The organism is Methylomicrobium agile (assembly GCF_000733855.1).
Taxonomy (GTDB): Bacteria; Pseudomonadota; Gammaproteobacteria; order Methylococcales; family Methylomonadaceae; genus Methylomicrobium; species Methylomicrobium agile.
In genome coordinates this window covers 1,683,871-1,707,040 of record NZ_JPOJ01000001.1, presented here as the reverse complement: position 1 = coordinate 1,707,040, position 23,170 = coordinate 1,683,871, and the positions used below count along the sequence as shown (strand labels likewise).

Sequence of the window (23,170 nt, the reverse complement as noted above, 5' to 3'; positions counted from 1 at the left end):
GGTGTCCGGATCATTATGAGACAGTTATCCGTGTTGCTTTTATTATGCGCTGCGTTGGCCGGCCATGCCGCAGCCGATGACTTCATCGTCAGAATCAGCCTCGATCAGGCGACCCGCCAGGTGCTCGGCAGCGGCAACCACCGTGTCCTGGGCGCGCAGACGATCAGGATCGACGGCAGGGAAGTGCATGTGATCAAGGTGCTGACGCCCGACGGACGCGTCCGCTATTTCCGGATCGACGCCGAAACCGGCGCCCCCGTGGGCTGATCGGCGCAGCAAACGGAGTTCTCATGCGTATTCTGGTAGTCGAAGACGAACAAACATTATCCGAGCAGATTCAGCGGTTTCTGGCCGACAAAGGTTTTGCGGTCGATAAGGCGCATAACGGCCGGGACGGCTTGTTCATGGTCAGGGAATACCCGGTCGATGCCGCGATCATCGACCTCGGCCTGCCCGATTTTTCCGGAATAGAATTGATCCGGCGTCTGCGCAAGGACAAAATGACCGTGCCGATCCTGATTCTGACCGCGCGCAGCCGCTGGCAGGAAAAGGTCGAAGGACTCGAAGCCGGGGCGGACGATTACTTAGTCAAGCCGTTCCACTACGAAGAGCTCTTGGCGCGAATCAACGCCCTGCTGCGCCGTTCGGTCGGCCGGGCGCATCCGGTGCTGACCCACGGCAATATCGAGCTCGACACGGTCGCGCAGGAGGTCAGCGTCGACGGCGTCAAGCTCGAGCTGACCGCCTACGAATACAAGGTGCTCGAATATCTGATGTTCCGGAAGGGCGAGCTGATTTCGAAAACGGTATTGACCCAGCACATCTACGACGAAGATTTCGACCGTGACAGCAATGTGATCGAAGTCTTTATCGGCCGCCTCAGAAAAAAACTCGATCCCGACGGTACCCGCAAGCCGATCGAAACGCTGCGCGGGCGCGGCTACCGGATTCCGCTGGAGCCTTCCTGAAGGGCCTGTGTCGGCGGCTGACGAAATTTGAAGTACGCCGGCCTGGGCTTACGCCTCCCTTCTCCCGTTGGCTTGACGGTCAATCCCGCCTCCCATGAAAAGCCCGTCCTCTAACCCGGACTGCCGGTTTGAAAGTACCGCCGAGTTCCGTTTTTACGAAGAGCTGAACGATTTTTTGCGCCCGCAACAGCGCAAGCAAACGCTGATTTACCGCTTCAACGGCCATCCCGGCATCAAGGATCCGATCGAAGTGCTCGGGGTGCCGCATACCGAGGTCGATCTGATCGTCGTGAACGGCGCATCGGTCGGCTTCGGTTACCGTCTCAAAAATGCCGACCGGGTCGCCGTCTATCCGGTATTCGAAAGCTTCGACATTTCCCCCCTCGTCCGCCTGCGCGCGGCGCCGCTGCGCGCTACCGCCTTCATCGTCGACGTGAATCTGGGCAAGCTGACCCGATTGCTGCGGCTGTTCGGTTTCGATACGCTGTTTGCCGACGCGCTGGACGACGGGGAAATCGTGGCCGCTTCGGTCGAGCGGCAGCGCATCATTCTGACCCGCGACCGGCGCATGCTATACGCGAAAGCGGTCACGCACGGCTATTGGGTGCGGGCGGTCAAGCCTTTGGATCAGCTCGCCGAGGTGGTAAAACGCTTCGACCTGGCTAATCAACTGAAGCCGTTCAGCCGTTGCGCGGCCTGCAACGGCCTGATCGAGCCGGTCGAAAAACGGGCGGTGATGGATTTGCTGGAGCCGAAAACCCGGCGGTATTACGAACGCTTTTACCGGTGCCCGGCTTGCGGGAAAGTGTATTGGGAGGGATCGCATATCGATCATATTCGGCAGCGCTTTGCCGAATATCTTCGGTAAGATCAGGCAACTTCGTTTTCATCGTCAATCGATGCTTCCAATTGCCCAGGTTTGTAAAGCCCGGCAGGTCTTCGCAATCATCAATGCAATTCCCGGTGCCGGACGATCACGTTCAGGAACGGGCTGCGGAAACGCTTGGCCAGCGAGTCGATCAGGTAGACCGAGCGGTGCTGGCCGCCGGTGCAGCCGACCGCGATGGTCAGATAACTGCGGCCTTCGGCTTCGAAGCGGGCAACCCAGCGTTCGAGAAGACCGGCGATGTCCTGGTAAAACTCGTTGACCAGCGGCTGGCTTTTCAGAAATTCGATCACCGCATCGTCCTTGCCGGTCAAACCGCGGAGCTCGGGCAGCCAGTAAGGATTGGGCAGGCTGCGCGCGTCGAACACGAAATCGGCGTCCAGCGGAATGCCGTGCTTGAAACCGAAGGACTGGAACTGCAGCGAGATTTGCCGGGTATCGCGCTCGCCGATCTGATTGCGGATCAGTTCGCGCAATTCGTGGTAATGCGTCCGGCTGGTATCGATCACGAAGCTGGCGTAGCGCGCGATCGGGGTCAGCATTTCCTTTTCGATCCGGAGCGCTTCCTTGAGCGGGGTATTGAAATCGGTCAGCGGGTGCTTGCGGCGCGTTTCGCTGTAGCGCTTCAGCAGCACCGACTCTTCCGCCTGCATGAAGATCACTTCGCAATCGATTTTTTTCTTGCGAATCGCGTTCATGCTCTCGGAAAAATTCAGCAGGCTGTCCGACGGGTTCCGCGAATCGATTCCGATCGCGGTTTTGGCGTAAGTGACCTTATCGGTCAGCATCACGCGGGTGATGAAATCGTCCAGCAGCGAGACCGGCAGGTTGTCGATGCAATAATAACCGCAGTCCTCCAATGTATCGAGGGCAATGCTTTTGCCCGAGCCTGAAAGTCCGCTGACGATCAATAGTTTCATGGGAAAAAGGTCCAGGGTTCAGGGTTCACGGGGAGAGGCCGGATGCGGCTGCGCTATGTCCCTTGCACCCTGTACCCTGTGCCCGCTTTATCAATGCCCCAAATGCTTTTCTTTGTGTTTGATGATTTGACGGTCCAGTTTGTCGACCATATTGTCGATCGCAACATACATGTCGTCCTGCTGGTCTTCGGCGAACAACTTCGCGCCGCTGATTTGCAGAGTCGCCTCGGCTTTGTGAATCAACTTTTCGACGGCCAGGATGACATGGACGTCGGCCACGTTGTCAAAATGGCGAGCCAGCTTTTCAAATTTCGAATCCACGTGCGCTTTCAGCGAGTCGGTGATTTCGAGATGATGGCCGGTGACGATAACGTGCATATTAAACTCCTCTTTTGTTGAATGATTGTTATGCGAAGGCCTACAAAATGCGTTTTCTTTCGCTTGATGAGGCGATCAGCATGGCTTCGCGATATTTCGCAATGGTTCTGCGGGCGACTTGAATGCCCTTTTCTTGCAGCAGTTCGGCTATTTTACTATCACTGAGCGGTTTTGCCGGATTTTCGTTACCGATAAGTTCCTTGATGAAGGCGCGTATCGCGGTGGACGAGCATTCGCCGCCGCCTTCGGTCGAGACGTGGCTGGAGAAAAAATATTTGAATTCGTAGATGCCGCGCGGCGTGTGCATGTATTTTTGGGTGGTGACCCGGGAGATGGTCGACTCGTGCAGTTCGAGTTCTTCGGCGATTTCTTTCAAGACCATCGGTTTCATCGCGATCGAGCCGTGTTCGAGAAAGCCGGTCTGTTTTTCGACGATGCTGCGCGCGACCCGGAGCAGCGTATCGTTGCGGCTGTTCAGGCTCTTGATGAACCAGCGCGCCTCCTGCAGATGATCCTTCATGCAGACGTTGTCCTTGCTGTCGTCGGCGCGTTTGATCATCGACGAATAGTACGGGTTGATGCGCAGTTTCGGCGCGATGTCGGGATTCAGGCTGACCTGCCAGCGGCCGTTCCGTTTGGCGACGTAGACGTCGGGAATCACATAGCTCGATTCGGCCTCCTGGATTTTGGCGCCGGGCTTCGGGTCGAGGGTCCGGATCAGCGCGACCGCGGCGGCAAGCTGCTGCTCGCCGAGATTCAATTTCCGCATCAGTTTGTTGCGTTCCTGCGTAGCCAACAAATCCAGATATTGGGTCACGATGCGCAAGGCTTCCGCGTGGTAAGGCGTATCCGGCGGTAACTGCTCCAGCTGCAGACGCAGGCTCTCGGCCAGATCGGCAGCCGCCACGCCGGGCGGGTCGAAATGCTGGAGCCGGTGCAGAACCGCCTTGACTTCGTCGACGTCGAGCTCGCCGATCTGGCTGGAAAGGCCTTCGAAAATCTCCTCGATGCCAGCCGTTAAATAGCCTTCTTCATTGATCGAATCGATGATCGCGAGCGCAATCGCATGGTCGCGTTCGGTAAATTTGGTCAGATCGACCTGCCAGAGCAGGTAGTCGTGCAGCGTCGACGATTTGCTGCGCTGGGATTCGAAATCATGCTCGTCCGAACCGTCGTTGCCGCTCCATTCGGGCGTGGCGTCGAAAATGTCTTCCCAGGAAGAATCGACCGGCAATTCGTCCGGAATGTCGGTCAGCGAACCTTCGCTGGTGACCGTGTCGGAGTTGTCGACCTTTTTTTCCGGTACCGGCTCGAGCATCGGCGCATTATTCTCGTCTTCGCCGAGTTCCAGCATCATGTTCGATTCGAGCGCCTGTTCGATTTCCTGCTGCAAATCGAGCGTCGACATCTGCAAGAGACGGATCGCCTGCTGCAATTGCGGCGTCATCGTCATTTGCTGGCCGAGTTTGAGATGGAGCGACTGTTTCATGGCGGTGAGTAAGGTAAGCGTTCGGATTTAAAGACTAAACTTATCGCCCAGATACACTTTGCGCACCTCTTCGTTGGCGACGATCGCATCGGCCCCGCCTTCGGCGATGACCCTGCCGTCGTTAAGTATATATGCTCTGTCGCAAATACCCAGCGTTTCCCGGACATTGTGTTCGGTGATCAAGATGCCGATGCCGCGGTCTTTCAGATGGACGATGATGTTTTTGATGTCTTCGACCGAAATCGGATCGACGCCGGCGAACGGTTCGTCCAGCAGGATGAAGCGGGGATGGGTCGCCAGCGCCCTGGCGATTTCCAGACGCCGCCGTTCGCCGCCCGAAAGACTCATGGCCATTTGCTTCCGAAGGTGCGGAATGTGCAGTTCCTCCAGCAGGTTTTCGATGGCCAGATTGACCTCGCCGCGGCTCAGGTCGCCGCGCAGTTCCAATACGGCCCGAATATTGTCCGCGACGCTGAGTTTGCGGAAGATCGACGCCTCCTGCGGCAGATAGCCGATGCCCAGACGGGCGCGCAGGTGCATCGGGTGATGGGTAATGTCCAGGTCGTCGAGGGATATCCGGCCGCCGTCGGCCTTGACCAGGCCCACCATCATGTAAAAGCTGGTCGTCTTGCCGGCGCCGTTCGGCCCCAGAAGGCCGACGATCTCGCCGGTATTCACTTCGAGCGAGACGCCTTTCACGACATGGCGCTGATTGTAGTTCTTGATCAGTTGGCTGGCGGTGAGTCGGGTCATCGCGGTTTATTTCTTGGCTTTCGCTTTCGGTTGCAGGGTTACGCGCACGCGCTTGGAATCGGTCGATGTGTCGCCGGCCTTGACCAGCGAAGTAGTGATGTCGTACTCGATATAATCGCTCTTGTAGGTGCCGTTGCCTTGTTTGACCGTGGCGTTGTTCTTCAGAATCAGCAGGTTCTTCTTCGGGTAATACTCGCCGATCAGCGCATCGCCGAGAATGTCTTCCTTGCCGGGGCTCGGTGTTTGCTTGAAATGGGCCGGATTACCGGTAAACACCAGTTTTTCCGCATCGCCGTCGACGAAATGCACGACCAGTTTGTCCGAATTGACCTTGATGCTGCCCTGAATCGAAATCACGTCGCCGGTGTAAATGCTGACCGCGGCCTTGTCGTCATAGGTCGCGGTATTCGAATCGATCGTGATCGGCTGCTCCGCATCGGTCGCCAATGCATAGGCATCGGTCCCGTATAGACCGGACAGCAGCAGACAAAGGCTTAAAAAGCCGCAAAATTTACTTGGTTTCATATTTACCCTGTACTTTCGACAGCAGCTGCAGATGCACCGGCTGCTCGAAGACCAGTTTCATACCGACGCCGACGGTACGGTTGGGCGGACTGATCAATTCGGCCCATTCGTCGGTTTCGGCGTAATGCGTTTCGGGTTTGACCCTGGCATTCGAGGTATTGATCAGCAGCGGCCTCACGCCTTTGCCCGCGGCCCGCTCGACCTTCACCTTGCCGTTCAATTGCAGATCCTTGCCGTCGGCGGACAAAATACCCGCTTCCGCATGGATCACCCAGGAAGGCGCCGTTTCATTATGGAAAATCATCAGCGGTTTGTCCAAATGGGTGGTGCCGTCGTCGCTGTAATGGGTCATCCTGTCGGCCGTCAATTGGTTCTTCAGCAGACCGTTTTCGCCCATCTCCCATTTGCGGTAGCCGACGCTGAAATAATCCGGGCTGTGCGGCGGCACCACCAGCACGCCGCCTTCCTCGGTGACGGTCAGCCTGACCAGCCCCCAGCTCAACAGGGCGAGCACGCCCAGCAAGGCATGCAGGCGTAAATGGCGCAGCCTCATTGCAGGTAACTGTTCAAAATCGCTGCGTAATTGCCCTGCGCCTGCATGATCAGATCGCAGACCTCCCGGACCGCGCCGCGGCCGCCGGGCAGTGCCGTACTCCAGTGCGCATGTGCCTTCACGTCCGGATGCGCGTCGTTCACCGCGACCGCGAGGCCGGCCCGGACCATCAGCGGCAAATCCAGCAGGTCGTCGCCGACATAAGCCGTCTGTTCGGGCGTGCGCCCGGTCCTGCCGAGCAGTTCTTCGAAGGCGTGGCGTTTGTTCTCGTGGCCCTGGTAGACGTATTCGATGCCGAGCATCTTCATCCTGATCGCGACCGACTTGGACTTGCGCCCGGAAATGATCGCGATATCCACGCCGGTGCTTTTGAGCAGTTTGATGCCGTGGCCGTCGCGGGCATGGAAAAACTTGTACTCGTTGCCGAAAAAATCGAACAATAGCCGGCCGTCGGTCAAAACGCCGTCGACGTCGAGCACCAACAGTTTGATTTTTGCGGCTCTTTCAATCACTGCTTGCATGAGTATTCCTAGACGATGCCGGCCCGGATCAGGTCGTGCATGTTCAACGCGCCGACCGCGCGGCGTTCGGCGTCGGTCACGATTAGCGCATTGATGCGTTTTTGTTCCATGATTTGCATCGCTTCGGCCGCCATCGTACCGCTGCCGATCGTGGTGCAGTTGGCGGTCATCACTTCGGCGATCCGGGTCTTATGGATATCGAAGTTCCTGGCGAGCATGCGGCGCAAGTCGCCGTCGGTGAAAATGCCCGCCACCTTGCTGTCCGCATCGACGATCGCGGTCATGCCCAGTTTCTTTTCGGTCATTTCGAGCAGCGCTTCGCTGATCAAGGCATTTTCGCGCACCGCCGGCATCTCGGCACCGGTATGCATGATGTCGCTGACCCGGAGCAGCAGGCGCTTGCCGAGGCTGCCGCCCGGATGCGACAGCGCGAAATCGTCGCGCGTAAAACCGCGCGCTTCCAGCAGCGAAACCGCGAGCGCATCGCCCATCGCCAGCGCGGCGGTGGTGCTCGACGTCGGCGCCAGGCCGAGCGGACAGGCCTCCTGGGCGACGCCGACATGGATATGCGCGGTCGCCAGCAAGCCCAGGGTCGAGGCCGGATTGCCGGTCATCGCGATCAACGGCACGCCGAGCCGCTTGATGATCGGCAGGATCGTCAACACTTCCTCGGTTTCGCCGGAATTGGACAACGCCAGCACCACGTCCTGCTGGGTGATCATCCCGAGATCGCCGTGACTGGCTTCGCCTGGATGCACGAAGAACGCCGGCGTGCCGGTGCTGGCCAGCGTCGCGGCGATTTTGCCGGCGATATGGCCCGACTTGCCCATCCCGGTCACCACGACCCGGCCGGCGCAGGCAAACATCAGCCGGCAGGCCGTGGTGAAATGCTCGTCGATGCGTTCGGACAGCGCCGCAACGGCCTGCGCTTCCACCTGGATCACCGCCAGCGCCAGGGCGCGCAGCTCCTGATCGTGCAGCATCATCTGCCGGGACGGCGGCCGGGCCGCAGAATTAAAATCATCGACGAGCATCGGTTAAACATAAGGCATACATTATGCCATGAGTCGGCCGGTAATGGTCTATAGGCGGACAGTGAAAATTAGGAAGGCGCGTCCGCAGGGGGTTGATTACCAAACCGCACGGGATGCGAAAGAAACCCGGCATCCCGGACGGCGGCGGCGCGGCGCCGCCCGTTCATGATAATGTATTGACTTTATAAGGATTACTCAGTGAGAATAGAAAGTTCATATTGCCATTCCCAACCTGAAGCCGCGCATGGAAAACCGCGTAAAACAACAAGACAATCTGGTCAGCGTGCGCAATCTTTCGTTTTCCCGCGGCGAGAAAAAAATCTTCGAGGACGTTTCGCTGTCGATCGAACGCGGCAAAATCACTGCAATCATGGGGCCCAGCGGCACCGGCAAGACGACTCTGCTGAAACTGATCGGCGGCCAGTTGGCGCCCGCCTCCGGCTCGGTTCACGTCGACGGCCTAAATGTGCACCGGCTTAAGCGGGCGGAATTGTACAATCTCAGAAAGCGCATGGGCATGCTGTTCCAAAGCGGCGCGCTCTTGACCGACATGAGCGTTTACGACAATGTCGCGTTCCCTTTGCGCGAGCATACGCATCTGCCCGAGTCGATGATCCGCACCCTGGTGCTGATGAAGCTGCACGCGGTCGGCCTGCGCGGCGCACGCAACCTGATGCCGAGCGAACTGTCCGGCGGGATGGCCCGGCGGATCGCCTTGGCACGGGCGATTGCGCTCGATCCGATGATGATCATGTACGACGAACCGTTTACCGGCCAGGACCCGATCTCGATGGGCGCGCTGGTGCATCTGATCAAATCGCTGAACACGACGCTCGGCCTGACCAGCATCATCGTTTCGCACGACGTGCAGGAAACGCTGGTGATCGCCGATTATGCCTACCTGATCTCGGACGGCAAGGTGGCCGGCCACGGCACCCCGGAAGAAATCCGGCAATCCCCGTCCGAGTGGGTGCAGCAGTTCATCACCGGAGCGGCGGACGGTCCGGTGCATTTCCACTATCCCGCCAAAGACTATTTCGACGACCTGATCTCGACAGGACGGCGGTACTGATTTCCGGACGATGATTAAGTTTCTGAATTTTTTGGGCAGGACAACCACGACCGGCTTCACCAAGCTGGGGCGAGGCTCCTATTTTCTGCGGGATACCCTGGCCGGCATCGGGAGCATGGCGCTGCGCCCGCGCCTGGTGGTCAACCAGATCTATTTCGTCGGCGTCTTGTCGTTCCTGATCATCGTGATTTCGGGACTCTTCGTCGGGATGGTGTTGGGCCTGCAAGGCTATTACATTCTGTCCGATTTCGGCGCCGAAGAAACGCTGGGCCTGATGGTGGCCGCCTCGCTGGTCAGGGAACTCGGTCCGGTGGTGACCGCTCTGTTGTTTGCGGGCCGCGCCGGGTCCGCGCTGACCGCCGAAATCGGCCTGATGAAGGCGACCGAGCAGCTTTCCGGGATGGAGATGATGGCGATCGATCCGATCAAGCGGATCATCACCCCTCGCTTTCTGGCCGGCTTCATCGCGATGCCGCTGCTCGCGGCCCTGTTCAGCGCGGTCGGCATCGTCGGCGGACAACTGGTCGGCACGGGGCTGCTCGGCGTCGACGACGGCGCCTACTGGTCGCAGATGCAGGCCAGCATCGATTTCGAGGACGACATCGTGAACGGCGTCATCAAAAGCCTCGTGTTCGGTTTCGTAACGACCTGGATCGCCCTGTTCGAAGGCTACGACACGGTGCCGACCTCCGAAGGCGTCAGCCGCGCCACCACCCGCACCGTCGTGAATTCCGCTTTCAGTATTTTGGGTCTCGATTTCATCCTGACCGCACTCATGTTTGGAGACGATTAACATGCAGCACAGCAACACCCAGGATACCCTGGTTGGGCTTTTTGTCGCCGCCGGCATTGCCGGCCTGTTTTTCCTGGCCCTGCAGGTCAGCAATTTGAGCTCTTTCGTCGAGCAAGACACCTACTCGGTCACCGCCAGCTTCGAAAACTCGGGCGGACTGAAAGTCAAGTCTCCCGTATCGGCCGCGGGCGTCAAGATCGGCCAGGTCAGATCGATCAGCTTCGATCCCAAGACCTACCAGTCGGTCGTCGAAATGGCGATTTACTCGAAATACAAGACTTTGCCGACCGACACGACCGCCAGCGTCTTTACCGCGGGTCTGCTCGGCGAGCAATACGTGAACCTGGAGCCGGGCGGTTCGGACGAGTATCTGCAGAACGGCGGCAAGATCGAGATTACCCAGTCGGCGATCATTCTCGAAAAGGCGATCGGCCAGTTCCTGTTCAAATCGGCCGAAGAAAAGGCCAAGAAATGAGCGGCCTGAACATCATCGACAAGGGAGCCGGCCATTATCTCGTCGAGGGCGATCTGACCTTCGCGACGATCGACAAGCAGACGGTCAAATCGCTGAGTTTCTTGACCGCCTACAAGGAGATCACGCTCGATCTCGGCCAGGTCCGGAATACCGACAGTGCCGGCCTGGCGTTGATGATAGAATGGATCAAATATTGTCGGGCCAAGCGCACTTTGCTCCGTTTCAGCAATGTGCCGAAACAGTTGCTGAGCATGGCCCGGCTGAGCGGTTTCGACCAGGACGCGCATTTCGCGGTCCATCTCGGATAAAACCGGCGCCAATGACTTTCTTACCGAATCTATTGTTTACAAATTTCCTATGGACAAACTGATCATCACCGGCGGCAAACCCCTCGCCGGCGAATTGCGCGTTTCCGGCGCCAAAAATGCCGCGCTGCCGATTCTGGCCGCCACCCTGCTTGCGGAATCTCCGGTTACCGTCGGCAACATCCCGCACCTGCACGACATCACGACCACGATGGAGTTGCTCGGCCGGATGGGCGTACGCCTGCTCGTCGACGAAAAAATGAACATCGAAGTCGACTGCCGCTTCATTCACAGCTATGAAGCGCCTTACGAACTGGTCCGGACCATGCGCGCCTCGATCCTGGTGTTGGGCCCGCTGCTCGCGCGCTTCGGCGAAGCGCATGTGTCGCTACCCGGCGGCTGCGCGATCGGCACCCGCCCGGTCGACATCCACCTGAACGGCCTGATGAAGATGGGCGCCGAAATCAAGGTCGAAAGCGGCTACATCCGCGCACGCGCCGAAAGACTGAAAGGCTGCCGCCTGGTGCTCGAACAGGTCACGGTGACCGGCACCGAAAACCTGATGATGGCGGCCTGTCTTGCGGAAGGCACCACGATCATGGAAAACGTCGCGAAAGAGCCGGAAGTGACCGACCTTGCACATTTCCTGAATGCGCTCGGCGCGAAAATTTCCGGCATCGGCACCGACGTGCTGACGATCGAAGGCGTCGAAAAACTCGCCGCCGAGAATGTCCATTACAACATCATGCCGGACCGGATCGAAACCGGCACCTATCTGGTTGCGGCCGCGATCACGCGCGGTTCGGTCAAGTTGAAGAACACCCGCCCCGACATCCTGGATGCGGTGCTCGAAAAGCTGGCCGAGGCCGGCGCCGAAATCTCGACCGGGCCGGACTGGATCAAGCTCGACATGAACGGCCGGCGGCCGAAGGCCGTGTCGGTGCGCACCGCGCCGTACCCGGCGTTTCCGACCGACATGCAGGCGCAGTTCATCGCGCTGAACTCGGTCGCGGAAGGAGTCGGGATCATCACCGAAACGGTGTTCGAAAACCGCTTCATGCATGTGCAGGAATTGCAGCGGATGGGTTCCGACATCAAGCTCGAATCGAATACCGCGATCTGCACGGGCGTCGACAAGATTACCGCCGCGCCGGTGATGGCGACCGACCTCAGAGCCTCGGCCAGCCTGGTGATCGCCGCATTGGCCGCCGAAGGCAGCACGGTCGTCGACCGGATTTACCATATCGACCGCGGCTACGACCATATCGAAGAAAAATTGCAGCAACTCGGCGCCACGATCCGCCGCGTCCCCAATTAAGGTAGCCCGATGCTGACCATAGCCGTATCCAAAGGCCGGATTTTCGAAGAGGCGCTGCCGCTCCTCGAAGCCGCCGGCATCACCCCGGTCGACGATCCGAAGACCTGCCGCAAACTGATTCTTCGAACCACCCGCGAGGACGTGCAGCTGGTGATCATCCGCGCCACCGACGTGCCGACCTTCGTCGAATACGGCGCGGCCGACCTCGGCATCGCCGGCAAGGACGTGCTGCTCGAACACGGTGCGGAGAGCCTGTACGAGCCGCTCGACCTGAACATCGCGCGCTGCCGGCTGATGACCGCCGCGCACAAGAACGCGCCGCCCTTGTCCGGCCGGCGGCTCCGCGTCGCGACCAAATACGTGAAGATCGCGCAGCGCTATTTCGCGAACCAGGGCATCCAGGCCGAGATCATCAAACTGTACGGCTCGATGGAACTGGCGCCGCTGGTGGGTCTGGCCGACTGCATCGTCGATCTGGTCGAAACCGGCAATACGCTGAAAGCGAACGATCTGGAGCCGCGCGACCTGATCATGCACATCAGCTCGCGGCTGGTCGTGAACAAGGCCGCGATGAAGATGAAAAACCGCGCGATCGCGGAACTGCTGAATCAATTCGAAGCGACTCTCGCCACTCAAGGTTAACGCCATGCCCAAGATCACCCTGACCCGCCTCGACGCCGCCTCGCCCGACTTTGCCGCCAGACTGGACCGGCTGCTGGCCTGGAACGAAAGCGACGACCTCTCGGTTCATCAGCGAGTGCTCGAAATCATCGCCGAGGTGCGCGCACGCGGCGACCGGGCGCTGATCGACTATACCACCCGTTTCGACCGGCGCGCATTGAGCGATGCATCCGAACTGGAGCTGGACAAGGCGCAGCTGCAAGCCGCTTTCGACACGGTGTCCGAAGCGCAGGCGAAGGCGCTGCAAACCGCAGCAAGCCGGATCCGTGCCTATGCCGAGCATCAAAAAATGGCATCCTGGCGCTATACCGAAGCGGACGGCACCGTACTCGGCCAGAAGATCACCCCGCTCGACCGGGTCGGCCTGTACGTGCCGGGCGGCAAGGCCGCTTACCCGTCGTCGGTGCTGATGAACGCGATTCCGGCCAAGGTCGCCGGCGTTCCCGAACTGATCATGGTCGTGCCGGCCCCGCAGGGCGAATTGAACCGGCTGGTGCTGGCCGCCGCCCATATCGCCGGCGTCGACCGCGTGTTCACGATCGGCGGCGCCCAGGCGGTTGCCGCCCTGGCTTACGGCACCGAAACCGTACCGCCGGTCGCGAAAATCGTCGGTCCCGGCAACATCTATGTCGCGACCGCGAAGAAACTGGTTTTCGGCCAGGTCGGGATCGACATGATCGCGGGCCCTTCCGAAATCCTGGTCATCTGCGACGGCAAGACCGATCCCGACTGGATCGCGATGGACCTGTTCTCGCAGGCCGAACACGACGAAAACGCGCAGGCGATTCTGATCAGCGACGACGGCGCGTTTCTGGATGCGGTCGAGCAGAGCATCGACAAACTGCTGCCGGAAATGGAGCGCGCCGAAATTATTGCCGCTTCGCTGAACGGACGCGGTGCGTTAATTAAAGTCGAGAGTCTGCTGCAAGCCGCCGGCGTCGCGAACCGGATCGCGCCGGAGCATCTGGAATTGTCGGTCGACGATCCGGAAGCATTGAGCGAACACATTCGCCACGCCGGTGCGATCTTCCTCGGCCGGCACACCGCCGAAGCCTTGGGCGACTACTGCGCCGGCCCGAATCACGTGCTGCCCACCTCGGGCACCGCGCGCTTTTCCTCGTCGCTCGGGGTTTACGATTTCCAAAAACGCACCAGCCTGATCAACTGCTCGCCGCAAGGCTCCAGCGAACTCGGCAAGACCGCGTCGATTCTGGCGCGCGGCGAAAGCCTGACCGCGCATGCGCGTTCTGCGGAATACCGGATCAAAGCCGGCTAAAAGGCTGAGCCAATGCTTAGCCAGCTCAGTAGCCTGAGCTTGCAAAACCGACTGTTTTACTTTATTTTAGCGAAACCCGTATAGGCTGGGGGTGCTTGCCGCGCGGCGGCAGGCTGAGAATCACCCTTTGAACCTGATTCCGGTTAATACCGGCGTAGGAAAGCCCTAACTTCCTTGCGCCTTGTCTGTTTTTTGTTGTTGGAGAAACGCAATGAGCGCCGTCCTCAAAGATCTGACCGCCGATGCGGTCAGCCAAGTCAAAATCGATCCTTATCCGGCCTCGGAAAAAATCTATGTGCAGGGCAGCCGCCCGGACATTCGGGTGCCGATGCGTAAAATCACCCTGTCCGATACGCCCGCGCATTTCGGCGCCGAAAAAAATCCGCCGCTGTATGTGTACGATACCTCGGGCCCTTACACCGACCCGAACGTTGCGGTCGACCTGAAGAAAGGGCTGTCTTGGGTCCGGGTGAACTGGATTCTGGAGCGTAACGATACCGAAGAACTGGAAGGCCCGACCTCCGCCTACGGCCATCAGCGCCTGCACGATCCGGCCACCCAGCACCTGCGCTTCGAGCATATCCGCAAGCCGCGCCGCGCGAAGGCCGGCATGAACGTCACCCAGATGCATTATGCGCGCAAGGGCATCATCACCCCGGAAATGGAGTTCATCGCGATCCGCGAGAACCAAAAGATGGACGCGATGCGCGAATTGTGGAAAGACCAGCATCCGGGCGAATCGTTCGGCGCCTCGATTCCGGACGTGATCACGCCCGAATTCGTGTGCAGCGAAGTTGCGCGCGGCCGCGCCATCATCCCGGCCAACATCAACCATCCCGAACTGGAACCGATGATCATCGGCCGGAACTTCCTGGTCAAGATCAACGGCAACCTGGGCAACTCGGCGGTCACGTCCTCGATCGAGGAAGAAGTCGAAAAGATGCTCTGGGGCATCCGCTGGGGCGGCGACACGATCATGGACTTGTCGACCGGCAAGAACATCCACGAGACCCGCGAGTGGATCCTGCGCAACGCGCCGGTGCCGATCGGCACGGTGCCGATCTATCAGGCGCTGGAAAAAGTGAACGGCAAGGCCGAGGAACTGACCTGGGAAATCTTCCGCGACACGCTGATCGAACAGGCCGAGCAGGGCGTCGATTATTTCACGATCCATGCGGGCGTCCGGCTGAAATACGTGCCGCTGACCGCGAAGCGGATGACCGGCATCGTCTCGCGCGGCGGCTCGATCATGGCGAAATGGTGCCTCGCGCATCATACCGAAAGCTTCCTGTACACGCATTTCGAAGAGATCTGCGAAATCATGAAGGCTTATGACGTTTCGTTCTCGCTGGGGGATGGCCTGCGTCCGGGCTCGATCTACGATGCGAACGACGCGGCGCAGTTCGGCGAGCTCGAAACCCTGGGCGAACTGACCCAGATCGCCTGGAAGCACGACGTGCAAACGATGATCGAAGGCCCCGGCCATGTGCCGCTGCACATGATCAAGGTCAATATGGAAAAGCAGCTGAAAGAATGCGGCGAAGCGCCTTTCTATACTTTGGGGCCGCTCACGACCGATATCGCGCCCGGCTACGACCACATCACCTCCGCGATCGGTGCGGCAAACATCGGCTGGTACGGCTGCGCGATGCTCTGCTACGTAACGCCGAAAGAACACCTGGGCCTGCCGAACAAGCAGGACGTCCGCGAAGGCATCGTCACCTACAAGATCGCCGCGCATGCGGCCGATTTGGCGAAAGGCCATCCCGGCGCGCAGGCGCGCGACAATGCGATGTCGAAGGCGCGCTTCGAGTTCCGCTGGGAAGACCAGTTCAACATCGGCCTCGACCCCGAAAAGGCGCGCGAATTCCACGACGAAACGCTGCCGAAGGAATCGGCGAAAATCGCGCATTTCTGCTCGATGTGCGGCCCGCATTTCTGCTCGATGAAAATCAGCCAGGATGTGCGCGATTACGCCGCCGAGAAGGGGCTGAACGAAGAGGAAGCGTTAGCGAAAGGCATGGACGAAAAATCGAAGCAGTTTCTCGAAGAAGGCGCGGATATTTACCACAAGGTGTAAAAAAACCAGGGCAAGGCGGAAAAACCCCGCCTCGCCTTTTACCGGCCTCGTTTCTCCCTTTTACGTTATCGCTAACCCCTCGGCAATCCCGGAGAACGGCCAATCTCCGCAGGGTAAGCGCCGCAGCCTGCCGCTTGATTCCAGCCCCACAGGGCCAGTGAACAGCCTTTTGAAAAAGTAATACATAACCTGAGTTCGGGATAAGAAATCCAGCGCACACCTTTTCGCGTAAAAATCCGTTTCAGCAAACTTAATACTGAACGGAATCGGCAGGCGCTTATCGACCGCTTCGTAGGGTACGCTGTGCGTACCTTTTTCGGCGGTAAACGGTACGCACTCGGCAATTGCTCCTGCATTGCTCTCGATCGCCTGTTCCCGACGCGATCTACCTTCTGCCTCCCTGCAGCAACTGTGTTAAAAATCAAGCTAAACTGCATAGCCGGGATCCCCTTCGCGGTCATTTTTCGTCAAGGTATTGAGAATGGTCAGCAGCTTTCTCATGCAGGCCACCAGGGGACCTTTTTGGGCTTGCCACGAGACAGCAGGCGGTCGTAAAAAGCTTTGGTCGGCTTATGAAACGGACGGCGCTCAGCGTTGCCATATACCGTGTCGATCGAATCAACTGACGTCCACCAAAGACCTGTCGCCGCCCTGCCTTTTGGCCGCTGTCCCGGCAATAAGGCGCCAAGCCCACCAACCCGTAAGGTGGAACCGGCTTGCCGGGTTCCGCCGAATGAGATTCTGCCGCGGAATGTCGGATCGCTTGAATCACGGACAAACACGGGGCATAGTCCATCCTGTTGTCCCGGCCGCCCATACCGAAGAACAGGAAGCGGCTATGGCGGCGTTTTTCATTCCCGTCGCGCAGCTCCATTGCCTCGTTCTCGCCGGTCGAGGCGCCGGATGGAACAGAAGCCGTACCGATCATACCGTTATCCAACCGGACGTTTACCCGCACCGTGGGGTTTCCTCGGGAATCGAGGATTTCATAGGCTTCGAGATTCTGAATACGCGCAGTCATGAGCCATCTCTCCATAATTAACGATGTGCTGAAAAAGAGGATATGCTGGGAATATTATCAATCCTTTCACACGCCGCCATGACCGGAACATGACAATTTTGCCAGAATCGGGTGCATCGCTGTGCGAAACGTTAAAGACGGGAGCATAATACTTTCCCGATATCATCCTTTGTTGGACTGAGAAAGTTGGAGACAGGTCATGACAAACCGGCAAATTACCGTGGTGCGAATTTATCTGCGCGAAAGCGAGCATCTCCTGCATAAAATCATCAAGCATTTGCACGATGACGCGAAGGTGCTTGGCGTCACCGTCTTCCGCGGCATCGAGGGTTTCAGCGAGGATGGGACGATACGTACTGAATCTTTAGTGGATTTATCGCTCGACCTGCCGCTGGTTATCGAGTTTTTCGATGATCCGGACAAGGCTGAAGCCGTCGTCGAAACCCTGGTCGACAAGCTGCACCTGCACCACATCGTAAGTTGGCCGGCACTCGCCCATACCCGGGTTTAACGAGATGATCAGTGAGGCATAAAAATGCTTGAGATCGACATTCCAGGATACAAAACTTTGCGGCTGGAACATTTGCTGCTGGATTACAACGGAACGTTGGCTTATGACGGCGAGCTTTTGGATGGCGTCGATGTCGATTTGTCCCAATTATCCCATAACTTGCATATCCACATTCTGACCGGCGATACTTTCGGCCGCGCGCGCGAAGAATTGTCCGGCATACCTTGCGAACTGGTTATCCTGTCTGCTTGCAATCAAGACAGCGCGAAATTGGATTATCTTCAGCGGTTGGGCGCTAAAAATTGCGCCGCTATCGGCAACGGCCGCAACGACCGTCTGATGCTGAAAACCGCCGAGCTTGCCATCGCCGTCGCCCAGCACGAAAGCGTTGCGGTGGAGGCGCTGATGGCGGCGGACATTCTTGTCCCGAATATCGGTGCCGCCTTGGGTTTGCTTTTACATCCTTTGCGTTTGATGGCCACATTGAGGTCGTAAATGCTGCACCCGGAGCCGAGTTGGCGGAGAGGCGAGTGTCCTATTGTCCTCGGCATTCGACCGCAAAGGCTCCGTTCTGGCAACCGCTATCAACACCGAATTGCCCGCAGTTCGCGCCAAGCTGCTGAGCGTGCTCCAGGCAACTGCCGATGCGTTCGGTTTGTGCCATCGATGAGGACGATCTGCCGAAACCCGCCAATCTTCCGGTATACGGTAAAAAGCGATTTTTTATTGGCGCAGCGCTCCATCGAAAACGATGGAGCGGGTTTGTCGTCTAATGATTTGGAAACGTTGCGGAAAGATGGGGAGTCGTTGCGGCAAACGAGTGGCTGAGCCATGCTTCCGGCAGACCCATTTTCTTTCCTCACTACATCGGCGGGAGCGGCACCATGAATCTTCGGCGCGTGGTATTGAATGTGGATATGGCGGTCAAACAACCGTCGCCGCATCCCAAGCACCGCCTTGATCTGGTCGCGGATTGGCGCGACGGCATTTTGACCGCGTTGACGCTGGCGTCCGGCAGACTGCTCGATGCCGATACGCCGATCGATGCCGGCCTGCCAGTGCGTGTCGCCACGGCGGCCGCCGTGTCGGGAGGATTCATTTTGTTTGTCGCGCATTATGCCGAACTGCGCAGTGAATTGATTCATGCCGAACGGCAATTAAACTTAAGATCGCACGGCTGCCTCGCTGCCACGCGTCTAGGGCGCATGGCCCTGTATAACGCCGCCTAATTGCCGGCATATGCAGTTTTTGCGGAGCGCTGTTGCCCTTGCTGCTGGGAGCGCTTATGCCCCAGGTTTCGTGGTGCGCCATTGTCGTTGCGTTGGGCGTTTTGGCGTTGCTGGGCGGCGCGTTGGGCAAAGCCGTGCATGGCAGCCCTTTCGCTTGGTCGGCCGCCCTTTTGGCGGGCGGCGTACTGTTGGCGTATATCGGCAGCCGTCTGGAAATCATTTGACGCGCTCGCAGGCTTGTTTCATCGCCCCTCAGAAATCATGAAGAAATCACGGCCTCCGCCGCAACGTAAATATTCTCCGCCGCCCTGGCATCTGCTCGAATCGTGGCAAACTACCGCCTGGCTCAAGGTCGATCCCGAAAAAGGTTTGAACCAGGATGAAGCGCGGCAGCGGCTGGCGGCCTACGGTCCCAACGTGCTCCGGGAACCGCGGCGCAGGAGCATGGCGAGGATGTTTTTCAGCCAGTTCGCCGATTTCATGATTATCGTGCTGATTTTAGCCGGCGCGGTATCGGGATTCATCGGCGAATTGACCGATACCGTCACGATCATCGTGATCGTCGTGTTAAACGCCGTCATCGGCTTTGTCCAGGAGTATCGGGCGGAACAGGCGATCATCGCGCTCAAGCGCCTGGCGAGCCCCATCGCCCAGGTGCTCCGGGACGGCGAAATCCGCACCGTCGCGGCGCATGAACTGGTTCCCGGCGATCTGGTCCTGCTCGAAGCCGGCAATGTCGTTCCGGCCGACCTCAGATTATTGGACGTGGCCCGGCTGAAAGTCGAGGAAGCCGCGCTGACCGGCGAATCCCACCCTGCCGAAAAAACCGGCGCATTGATCAAGGAACTGGATTCGCCGCTCGGCGACCGCCATAACATGGCTTATAAAGGAAGCGTGGCCACCTATGGGCGGGGCGTCGGCATCGTCATTGCTACCGGAATGGACACCGAACTCGGCAAAATCGCCGAGCTGCTGCATCGCGAACGAGAAACCAAAACGCCGCTCCAGCAACGTCTCGCCCGTTTCGGTCAACGCCTGTCGTTATTGATTCTGGCGATTTGCGCCATCATTTTTCTGGCGGGTCTGCTGCGCGGCGAAACGCCGCTACAGATGTTCCTGACCGCGATCAGCCTGGCGGTAGCCGCAATTCCCGAGGCGTTGCCTGCGGTAGCCACGGTATCTCTGGCCGTGGGCGCACGCAGGCTGGTAAAGAAAAACGCGCTGATCCGGCGCCTGCCCGCGGTGGAAACGCTGGGATCGGTGACCTTTATTTGTTCGGACAAGACCGGCACGCTGACGCAGAACCGCATGGTTGCGGAAGCGTTTTATGTGGGGAATCGGTTACACAATAATATCGATGGCAATTTTCCCAGCTTGCTGCTGCGCGCTTTTGCCCTCAACAACGACATTCGCTGCGGCCGGAATGGCCGGCTGCACGGCGATCCCACCGAAATGGCTTTATACAAAGCCGCCGCCGATGCCGGTTATGACGGCGCCCAATTAGCCAAGGAAGCGCCGCGGCTGGATGAAATCCCTTTCGACTCCGAACGTAAACTGATGACCACGCTGCATTCGGAAAACAGCGAAGTCATTGCTTACAGCAAAGGCGCTCCGGAAAATTTACTGCCGCGCTGCGGCACGCAATGGACGGCCGACGGGCCGCAAGCGTTGGATAGCAAAAAAATTATGGCCGCTGCCGAGCAAATGGCTGCGAACGGTTTGCGGGTATTGGCGCTGGCATACCGTTATCTGGCCGAACAGCCGCAAGCGCCGAGCGCCGATGAAATTGAAACCGAACTGTGCTTTTTAGGTTTGGCCGGATTGCTGGATCCGCCAAGGCCGGAAGCCCGCGAAGCCGTGGCACTGTGCAAGAGCGCCGGCATCACGCCGGTGATGATTACCGGCGATCATCCGGCGACCGCACTCGCCGTCGCAGTACGGCTAGGGATTGCCGAAAAAGCCGATAAGGTGCTTATCGGCCGGCAACTCGCGAACATGAGCCTTGCGGAATTCGAAAAAGAGGTCGAGTCGGTGCGGGTTTACGCGCGCGTTGCGCCGGAACAAAAGATCAAGATCGTCAAAGCGCTGCAGGACAGAGGCGAATTCGTGGCGATGACCGGCGACGGCGTCAACGACGCCCCGGCGTTGAGATGCGCCAATATCGGCATCGCGATGGGAAAAATCGGCACGGACGTGGCCAGGGAAGCGGCGCACATGGTGCTGCAGGATGACAACTTCGCCACCATTGTGACGGCGGTCCGCGAAGGCCGGCGCATTTACGACAACATCCGCAAGTTCGTCAAATATGTCATGACCGGCAATTCGGCGGAAATCTGGACGCTGTTTTTGGCGCCTTTTGTCGGTTTGCCGTTGCCTTTGCTGCCGATTCAAATTCTTTGGATCAATTTGGTTACCGACGGTTTGCCGGGGCTGGCCTTGGCGGCCGAACCGGAAGAACGCGGCACCATGCAGCGCCCGCCGCGGCCGCCGCAGGAAAGTCTTTTTGCTCAGGGCATGTGGCAGCATATCCTGTGGATAGGCCTGCTGATGGGTGGGATTTCGCTATTTTCGCAAGGCTGGGCTTATTTTGGCGGCTCCACGCATTGGCAGAGCATCGTGTTCACCGTCTTGACCCTGTCGCAGATGGGGCACGTGCTGGCGATACGTTCCGAATCGGTGTCGCTGTTCGGCCGGGGATTTTTTTCCAACCGGCTTCTTTTAGGCGCCGTGGCTTTGACCTTCGCACTGCAAATGGCGGTGCTGTATGTCCCGTTTTTGCAGCCTATCTTTAAAACCGAAGCCTTGAGCGCCACTGAACTGTTGTTCAGCTTGGCGCTTTCTTCGGTGGTCTTTTTTGCGGTAGAGATCGAAAAGTGGCTGCGCCGCCGCGGTTGGCTTTACCGAAACCATCACAACGGTTAAAGCCTTTTGCAGGCAATCGGAGAGATTCCATGAACAACAACGCTGCGCCTTTGACGGCCATGCGCTTTGTCGGCGCTGATCGGCAGCGTCAGCCTGTTCGCCGACATGACCTACGAAAGTGCGCGTGCGATCACCGATCCGTTTCTTGCCGTTTTGGGCGCAAGCGCCGCGACGGGGGGGTATTGTTGCGGGCTTCGGAGAACTGGTCGGTTATTTGTTGCGCCTGGTTTCGGGGTATCTGGCGGACCGGACGCGGCTCTACTGGCCGATCACGATGATCGGCTATGCCGATTAGCCGCTGATCGCCTATCATTTCGAAAAAGCACGGACAGTATGCCGGATGTTCCACGCGGCGGCGATAAACGCGGCAAAAAACAGCACGATGAGATCGTGCATCGGGTTTTATTAGCGCGTGGAGACGCGAAGTTGGCCTTTATGCCAGGAAGTTTTTAAATTACTCGCCGGCAACATGACTGACGCCGGCCCAACTGACAATATGCGGCAAATGCAGGTGTTGGATGAGTTTATCGATCACGGCTTCCATCTGGGCCGGCTCTCCATAAAATTCCACGACCAACGGCAGATCGAGCGAAAGATCGACCAGTGAAGCGGTACGCAAGACGCCGTCCGGGCCGAATCCGCTGATGCCTCGAAAAACGGTTGCGCCCTGAACGCGCTCATCGTCGTGAAGCAATTTCATCACGTCATGCTGCTGATGTTCGCCCTCGCGCAGATAAACGCGCACTATCGTGACGGATTGAGCTGCCATAACCAATTTCCCATGACTGTACCTAACCAAACCGCCGCCACGCCGAACAACGCGTTGATGATGAAAAGACTTAACAAACCGTGAAATTCAAAACGAATTTCGGTCAAATTGAAGGCCAACCACAAGGTCGATGCGATGGTGATCAGCCCCAAAATCAGAATCAGGCCGACGGCCCTCATCTCCAAAGATAAATTGAAGCGATGAAACAGATATTCCGCCAGCACGGTCAACAAAAACGCCGCGATCACGCCCAATCCCAAATGCAGGTAAGGCAGGCCGTGACCCAGCCACGGGTACGAATCGCCGGTGAAGAGTTGCCGCCCCACGATCATGCCTATCCATACCGCGGCCAGGCAGAGCACAACGCTGAGAAAAATATTCAGCCCTGCTTTGAGCAGGCTGCCCTCTTCGAATAAATTCAACGTTTCCAGCGCGAATGTGGAAAAAGTCGTGTAAGCGCCTAGAAAACCGACCAGAACCGCCGCCCGATACTCCACGGCCACGGCGAAACGCTGCAGCATCAGCGCCGTCAAAAATCCCATGAGGAACGAACCCGACACATTGATAAACAAGGTGCCGTGGGGAAAACTGCGGCCCAGCCAGGTATAGATGCCGTTGGCGACAAGAAAGCGCGTGACTGCGCCGACCGATCCTCCCAGGGCGATGGCAATGATTTGATTCATCAGTCTGT

27 protein-coding genes, 1 pseudogene and 1 riboswitch are annotated in these 23,170 nt (G+C 58.5%); of the genes and pseudogenes, 17 read left to right on the top strand and 11 right to left on the bottom strand.

The window, feature by feature from the left end; translation table 11 throughout:
• Positions 1–15 precede the first annotated feature (15 nt).
• The 3 genes from CC94_RS0108275 (at position 16) to CC94_RS0108265 (ending at position 1,836) form a co-directional block, all read left to right on the top strand.
• Positions 16–267, top strand: a complete 252-nt coding sequence (locus tag CC94_RS0108275; protein WP_031430453.1) for a PepSY domain-containing protein — start codon at positions 16–18, stop codon at positions 265–267.
• A 23-nt stretch (positions 268–290) separates the two neighbouring features.
• Positions 291–968 (top strand): response regulator transcription factor, encoded by a 678-nt coding sequence (locus tag CC94_RS0108270; protein WP_031430452.1) that lies wholly within the window; start codon positions 291–293, stop codon positions 966–968.
• Positions 969–1,062: 94 nt separating this feature from the next.
• Positions 1,063–1,836: a Mut7-C RNAse domain-containing protein gene (locus tag CC94_RS0108265; RefSeq protein ID WP_031430450.1), complete on the top strand. Its 774-nt coding sequence runs from the start codon at positions 1,063–1,065 to the stop codon at positions 1,834–1,836.
• Positions 1,837–1,916: 80 nt separating this feature from the next.
• Here the strand turns inward: CC94_RS0108265 and rapZ are convergent, their stop codons facing one another.
• From rapZ to CC94_RS0108225, 8 genes are all read right to left on the bottom strand, one after another.
• On the bottom strand, positions 1,917–2,774 hold the full coding sequence (gene rapZ, locus CC94_RS0108260; protein ID WP_005368826.1) for an RNase adapter RapZ: 858 nt from the start codon (positions 2,772–2,774) through the stop codon (positions 1,917–1,919).
• Positions 2,775–2,864: 90 nt separating this feature from the next.
• Entirely contained in the window at positions 2,865–3,152 is a 288-nt protein-coding gene (hpf, locus tag CC94_RS0108255; RefSeq protein WP_005368825.1) for a ribosome hibernation-promoting factor, HPF/YfiA family, read from the bottom strand.
• Between the two features lie 40 nt (positions 3,153–3,192).
• On the bottom strand, positions 3,193–4,641 hold the full coding sequence (locus CC94_RS0108250; RefSeq protein WP_031430449.1) for an RNA polymerase factor sigma-54: 1,449 nt from the start codon (positions 4,639–4,641) through the stop codon (positions 3,193–3,195).
• A 27-nt stretch (positions 4,642–4,668) separates the two neighbouring features.
• Entirely contained in the window at positions 4,669–5,394 is a 726-nt protein-coding gene (gene lptB / locus CC94_RS0108245) for an LPS export ABC transporter ATP-binding protein (protein WP_005368820.1), read from the bottom strand.
• A 6-nt stretch (positions 5,395–5,400) separates the two neighbouring features.
• Positions 5,401–5,919 (bottom strand): lipopolysaccharide transport periplasmic protein LptA, encoded by a 519-nt coding sequence (gene lptA, locus CC94_RS0108240; protein ID WP_031430447.1) that lies wholly within the window; start codon positions 5,917–5,919, stop codon positions 5,401–5,403.
• Complete coding sequence (lptC, locus tag CC94_RS0108235) at positions 5,906–6,472, bottom strand: LPS export ABC transporter periplasmic protein LptC (protein WP_005368816.1); 567 nt, start codon at positions 6,470–6,472, stop codon at positions 5,906–5,908. The genes lptA and lptC overlap by 14 nt, the downstream gene beginning before the upstream one ends.
• Entirely contained in the window at positions 6,469–6,993 is a 525-nt protein-coding gene (gene kdsC / locus CC94_RS0108230; RefSeq protein ID WP_005368814.1) for a 3-deoxy-manno-octulosonate-8-phosphatase KdsC, read from the bottom strand. The genes lptC and kdsC overlap by 4 nt, the downstream gene beginning before the upstream one ends.
• An 8-nt stretch (positions 6,994–7,001) precedes the next feature.
• On the bottom strand, positions 7,002–7,979 hold the full coding sequence (locus CC94_RS0108225; RefSeq protein WP_031430445.1) for a KpsF/GutQ family sugar-phosphate isomerase: 978 nt from the start codon (positions 7,977–7,979) through the stop codon (positions 7,002–7,004).
• Positions 7,980–8,271: 292 nt separating this feature from the next.
• On the opposite strand from CC94_RS0108225, the gene CC94_RS0108220 reads away from it, so the two are divergent.
• The 8 genes from CC94_RS0108220 to thiC all read left to right on the top strand — a co-directional run bounded on the left by CC94_RS0108220 (position 8,272) and on the right by thiC (position 16,027).
• Positions 8,272–9,099, top strand: coding sequence for an ATP-binding cassette domain-containing protein (locus CC94_RS0108220; RefSeq protein WP_005368810.1), 828 nt, complete (start codon positions 8,272–8,274; stop codon positions 9,097–9,099).
• A 10-nt stretch (positions 9,100–9,109) separates the two neighbouring features.
• Complete coding sequence (mlaE, locus tag CC94_RS0108215) at positions 9,110–9,892, top strand: lipid asymmetry maintenance ABC transporter permease subunit MlaE (RefSeq protein WP_005368808.1); 783 nt, start codon at positions 9,110–9,112, stop codon at positions 9,890–9,892.
• Position 9,893: 1 nt separating this feature from the next.
• Positions 9,894–10,367, top strand: a complete 474-nt coding sequence (mlaD, locus tag CC94_RS0108210) for an outer membrane lipid asymmetry maintenance protein MlaD (RefSeq protein ID WP_005368806.1) — start codon at positions 9,894–9,896, stop codon at positions 10,365–10,367.
• Positions 10,364–10,675: an STAS domain-containing protein gene (locus CC94_RS0108205; protein ID WP_005368805.1), complete on the top strand. Its 312-nt coding sequence runs from the start codon at positions 10,364–10,366 to the stop codon at positions 10,673–10,675. Before mlaD ends, CC94_RS0108205 begins: the two co-directional genes overlap by 4 nt.
• Positions 10,676–10,724: 49 nt before the next feature.
• Positions 10,725–11,990: a UDP-N-acetylglucosamine 1-carboxyvinyltransferase gene (gene murA, locus CC94_RS0108200; protein WP_005368803.1), complete on the top strand. Its 1,266-nt coding sequence runs from the start codon at positions 10,725–10,727 to the stop codon at positions 11,988–11,990.
• A gap of 9 nt (positions 11,991–11,999) precedes the next feature.
• On the top strand, positions 12,000–12,632 hold the full coding sequence (gene hisG / locus CC94_RS0108195; protein ID WP_005368800.1) for an ATP phosphoribosyltransferase: 633 nt from the start codon (positions 12,000–12,002) through the stop codon (positions 12,630–12,632).
• Positions 12,633–12,636: 4 nt separating this feature from the next.
• The gene (gene hisD, locus CC94_RS0108190; protein ID WP_005368798.1) at positions 12,637–13,947 is read left to right on the top strand and encodes a histidinol dehydrogenase; all 1,311 of its coding nucleotides are present in this window, start codon (positions 12,637–12,639) and stop codon (positions 13,945–13,947) included.
• 77 nt (positions 13,948–14,024) lie between these two features.
• Positions 14,025–14,125, top strand: a riboswitch (TPP riboswitch).
• Between the two features lie 33 nt (positions 14,126–14,158).
• Positions 14,159–16,027 carry a phosphomethylpyrimidine synthase ThiC gene (gene thiC, locus CC94_RS0108185; protein WP_005368796.1) on the top strand — a complete coding sequence of 623 codons (1,869 nt, stop codon included), beginning with the start codon at positions 14,159–14,161 and terminating at the stop codon, positions 16,025–16,027.
• An 844-nt stretch (positions 16,028–16,871) separates the two neighbouring features.
• Here the strand turns inward: thiC and eno are convergent.
• Positions 16,872–17,048: pseudogene (gene eno, locus CC94_RS24610) on the bottom strand (phosphopyruvate hydratase); the annotation flags it as partial.
• A 199-nt stretch (positions 17,049–17,247) separates the two neighbouring features.
• Here eno and CC94_RS0108175 point away from each other — a divergent pair.
• From CC94_RS0108175 to CC94_RS23680, 6 genes are all read left to right on the top strand, one after another.
• Positions 17,248–17,559, top strand: coding sequence for a DUF190 domain-containing protein (locus CC94_RS0108175; RefSeq protein ID WP_031430443.1), 312 nt, complete (start codon positions 17,248–17,250; stop codon positions 17,557–17,559).
• Between the two features lie 24 nt (positions 17,560–17,583).
• A complete protein-coding gene (locus CC94_RS0108170; protein WP_031430442.1) occupies positions 17,584–18,054 on the top strand; it encodes an HAD family hydrolase in 471 nt (156 codons plus the stop codon).
• Between the two features lie 389 nt (positions 18,055–18,443).
• Positions 18,444–18,788: a hypothetical protein gene (locus CC94_RS24245; protein WP_215731668.1), complete on the top strand. Its 345-nt coding sequence runs from the start codon at positions 18,444–18,446 to the stop codon at positions 18,786–18,788.
• Between the two features lie 56 nt (positions 18,789–18,844).
• Positions 18,845–19,012, top strand: coding sequence for a hypothetical protein (locus CC94_RS24240; RefSeq protein WP_215731667.1), 168 nt, complete (start codon positions 18,845–18,847; stop codon positions 19,010–19,012).
• 37 nt (positions 19,013–19,049) lie between these two features.
• Positions 19,050–21,710 carry a cation-translocating P-type ATPase gene (locus CC94_RS0108155; protein WP_031430441.1) on the top strand — a complete coding sequence of 887 codons (2,661 nt, stop codon included), beginning with the start codon at positions 19,050–19,052 and terminating at the stop codon, positions 21,708–21,710.
• 66 nt (positions 21,711–21,776) lie between these two features.
• Positions 21,777–22,163, top strand: a complete 387-nt coding sequence (locus tag CC94_RS23680; RefSeq protein ID WP_157203406.1) for a hypothetical protein — start codon at positions 21,777–21,779, stop codon at positions 22,161–22,163.
• Position 22,164: 1 nt separating this feature from the next.
• Here the strand turns inward: CC94_RS23680 and CC94_RS0108135 are convergent, their stop codons facing one another.
• Complete coding sequence (locus CC94_RS0108135) at positions 22,165–22,479, bottom strand: DUF190 domain-containing protein (RefSeq protein ID WP_005368785.1); 315 nt, start codon at positions 22,477–22,479, stop codon at positions 22,165–22,167.
• Complete coding sequence (gene crcB, locus CC94_RS25220) at positions 22,455–23,162, bottom strand: fluoride efflux transporter CrcB (RefSeq protein WP_005368783.1); 708 nt, start codon at positions 23,160–23,162, stop codon at positions 22,455–22,457. The genes CC94_RS0108135 and crcB overlap by 25 nt, the downstream gene beginning before the upstream one ends.
• Positions 23,163–23,170 lie beyond the last annotated feature (8 nt).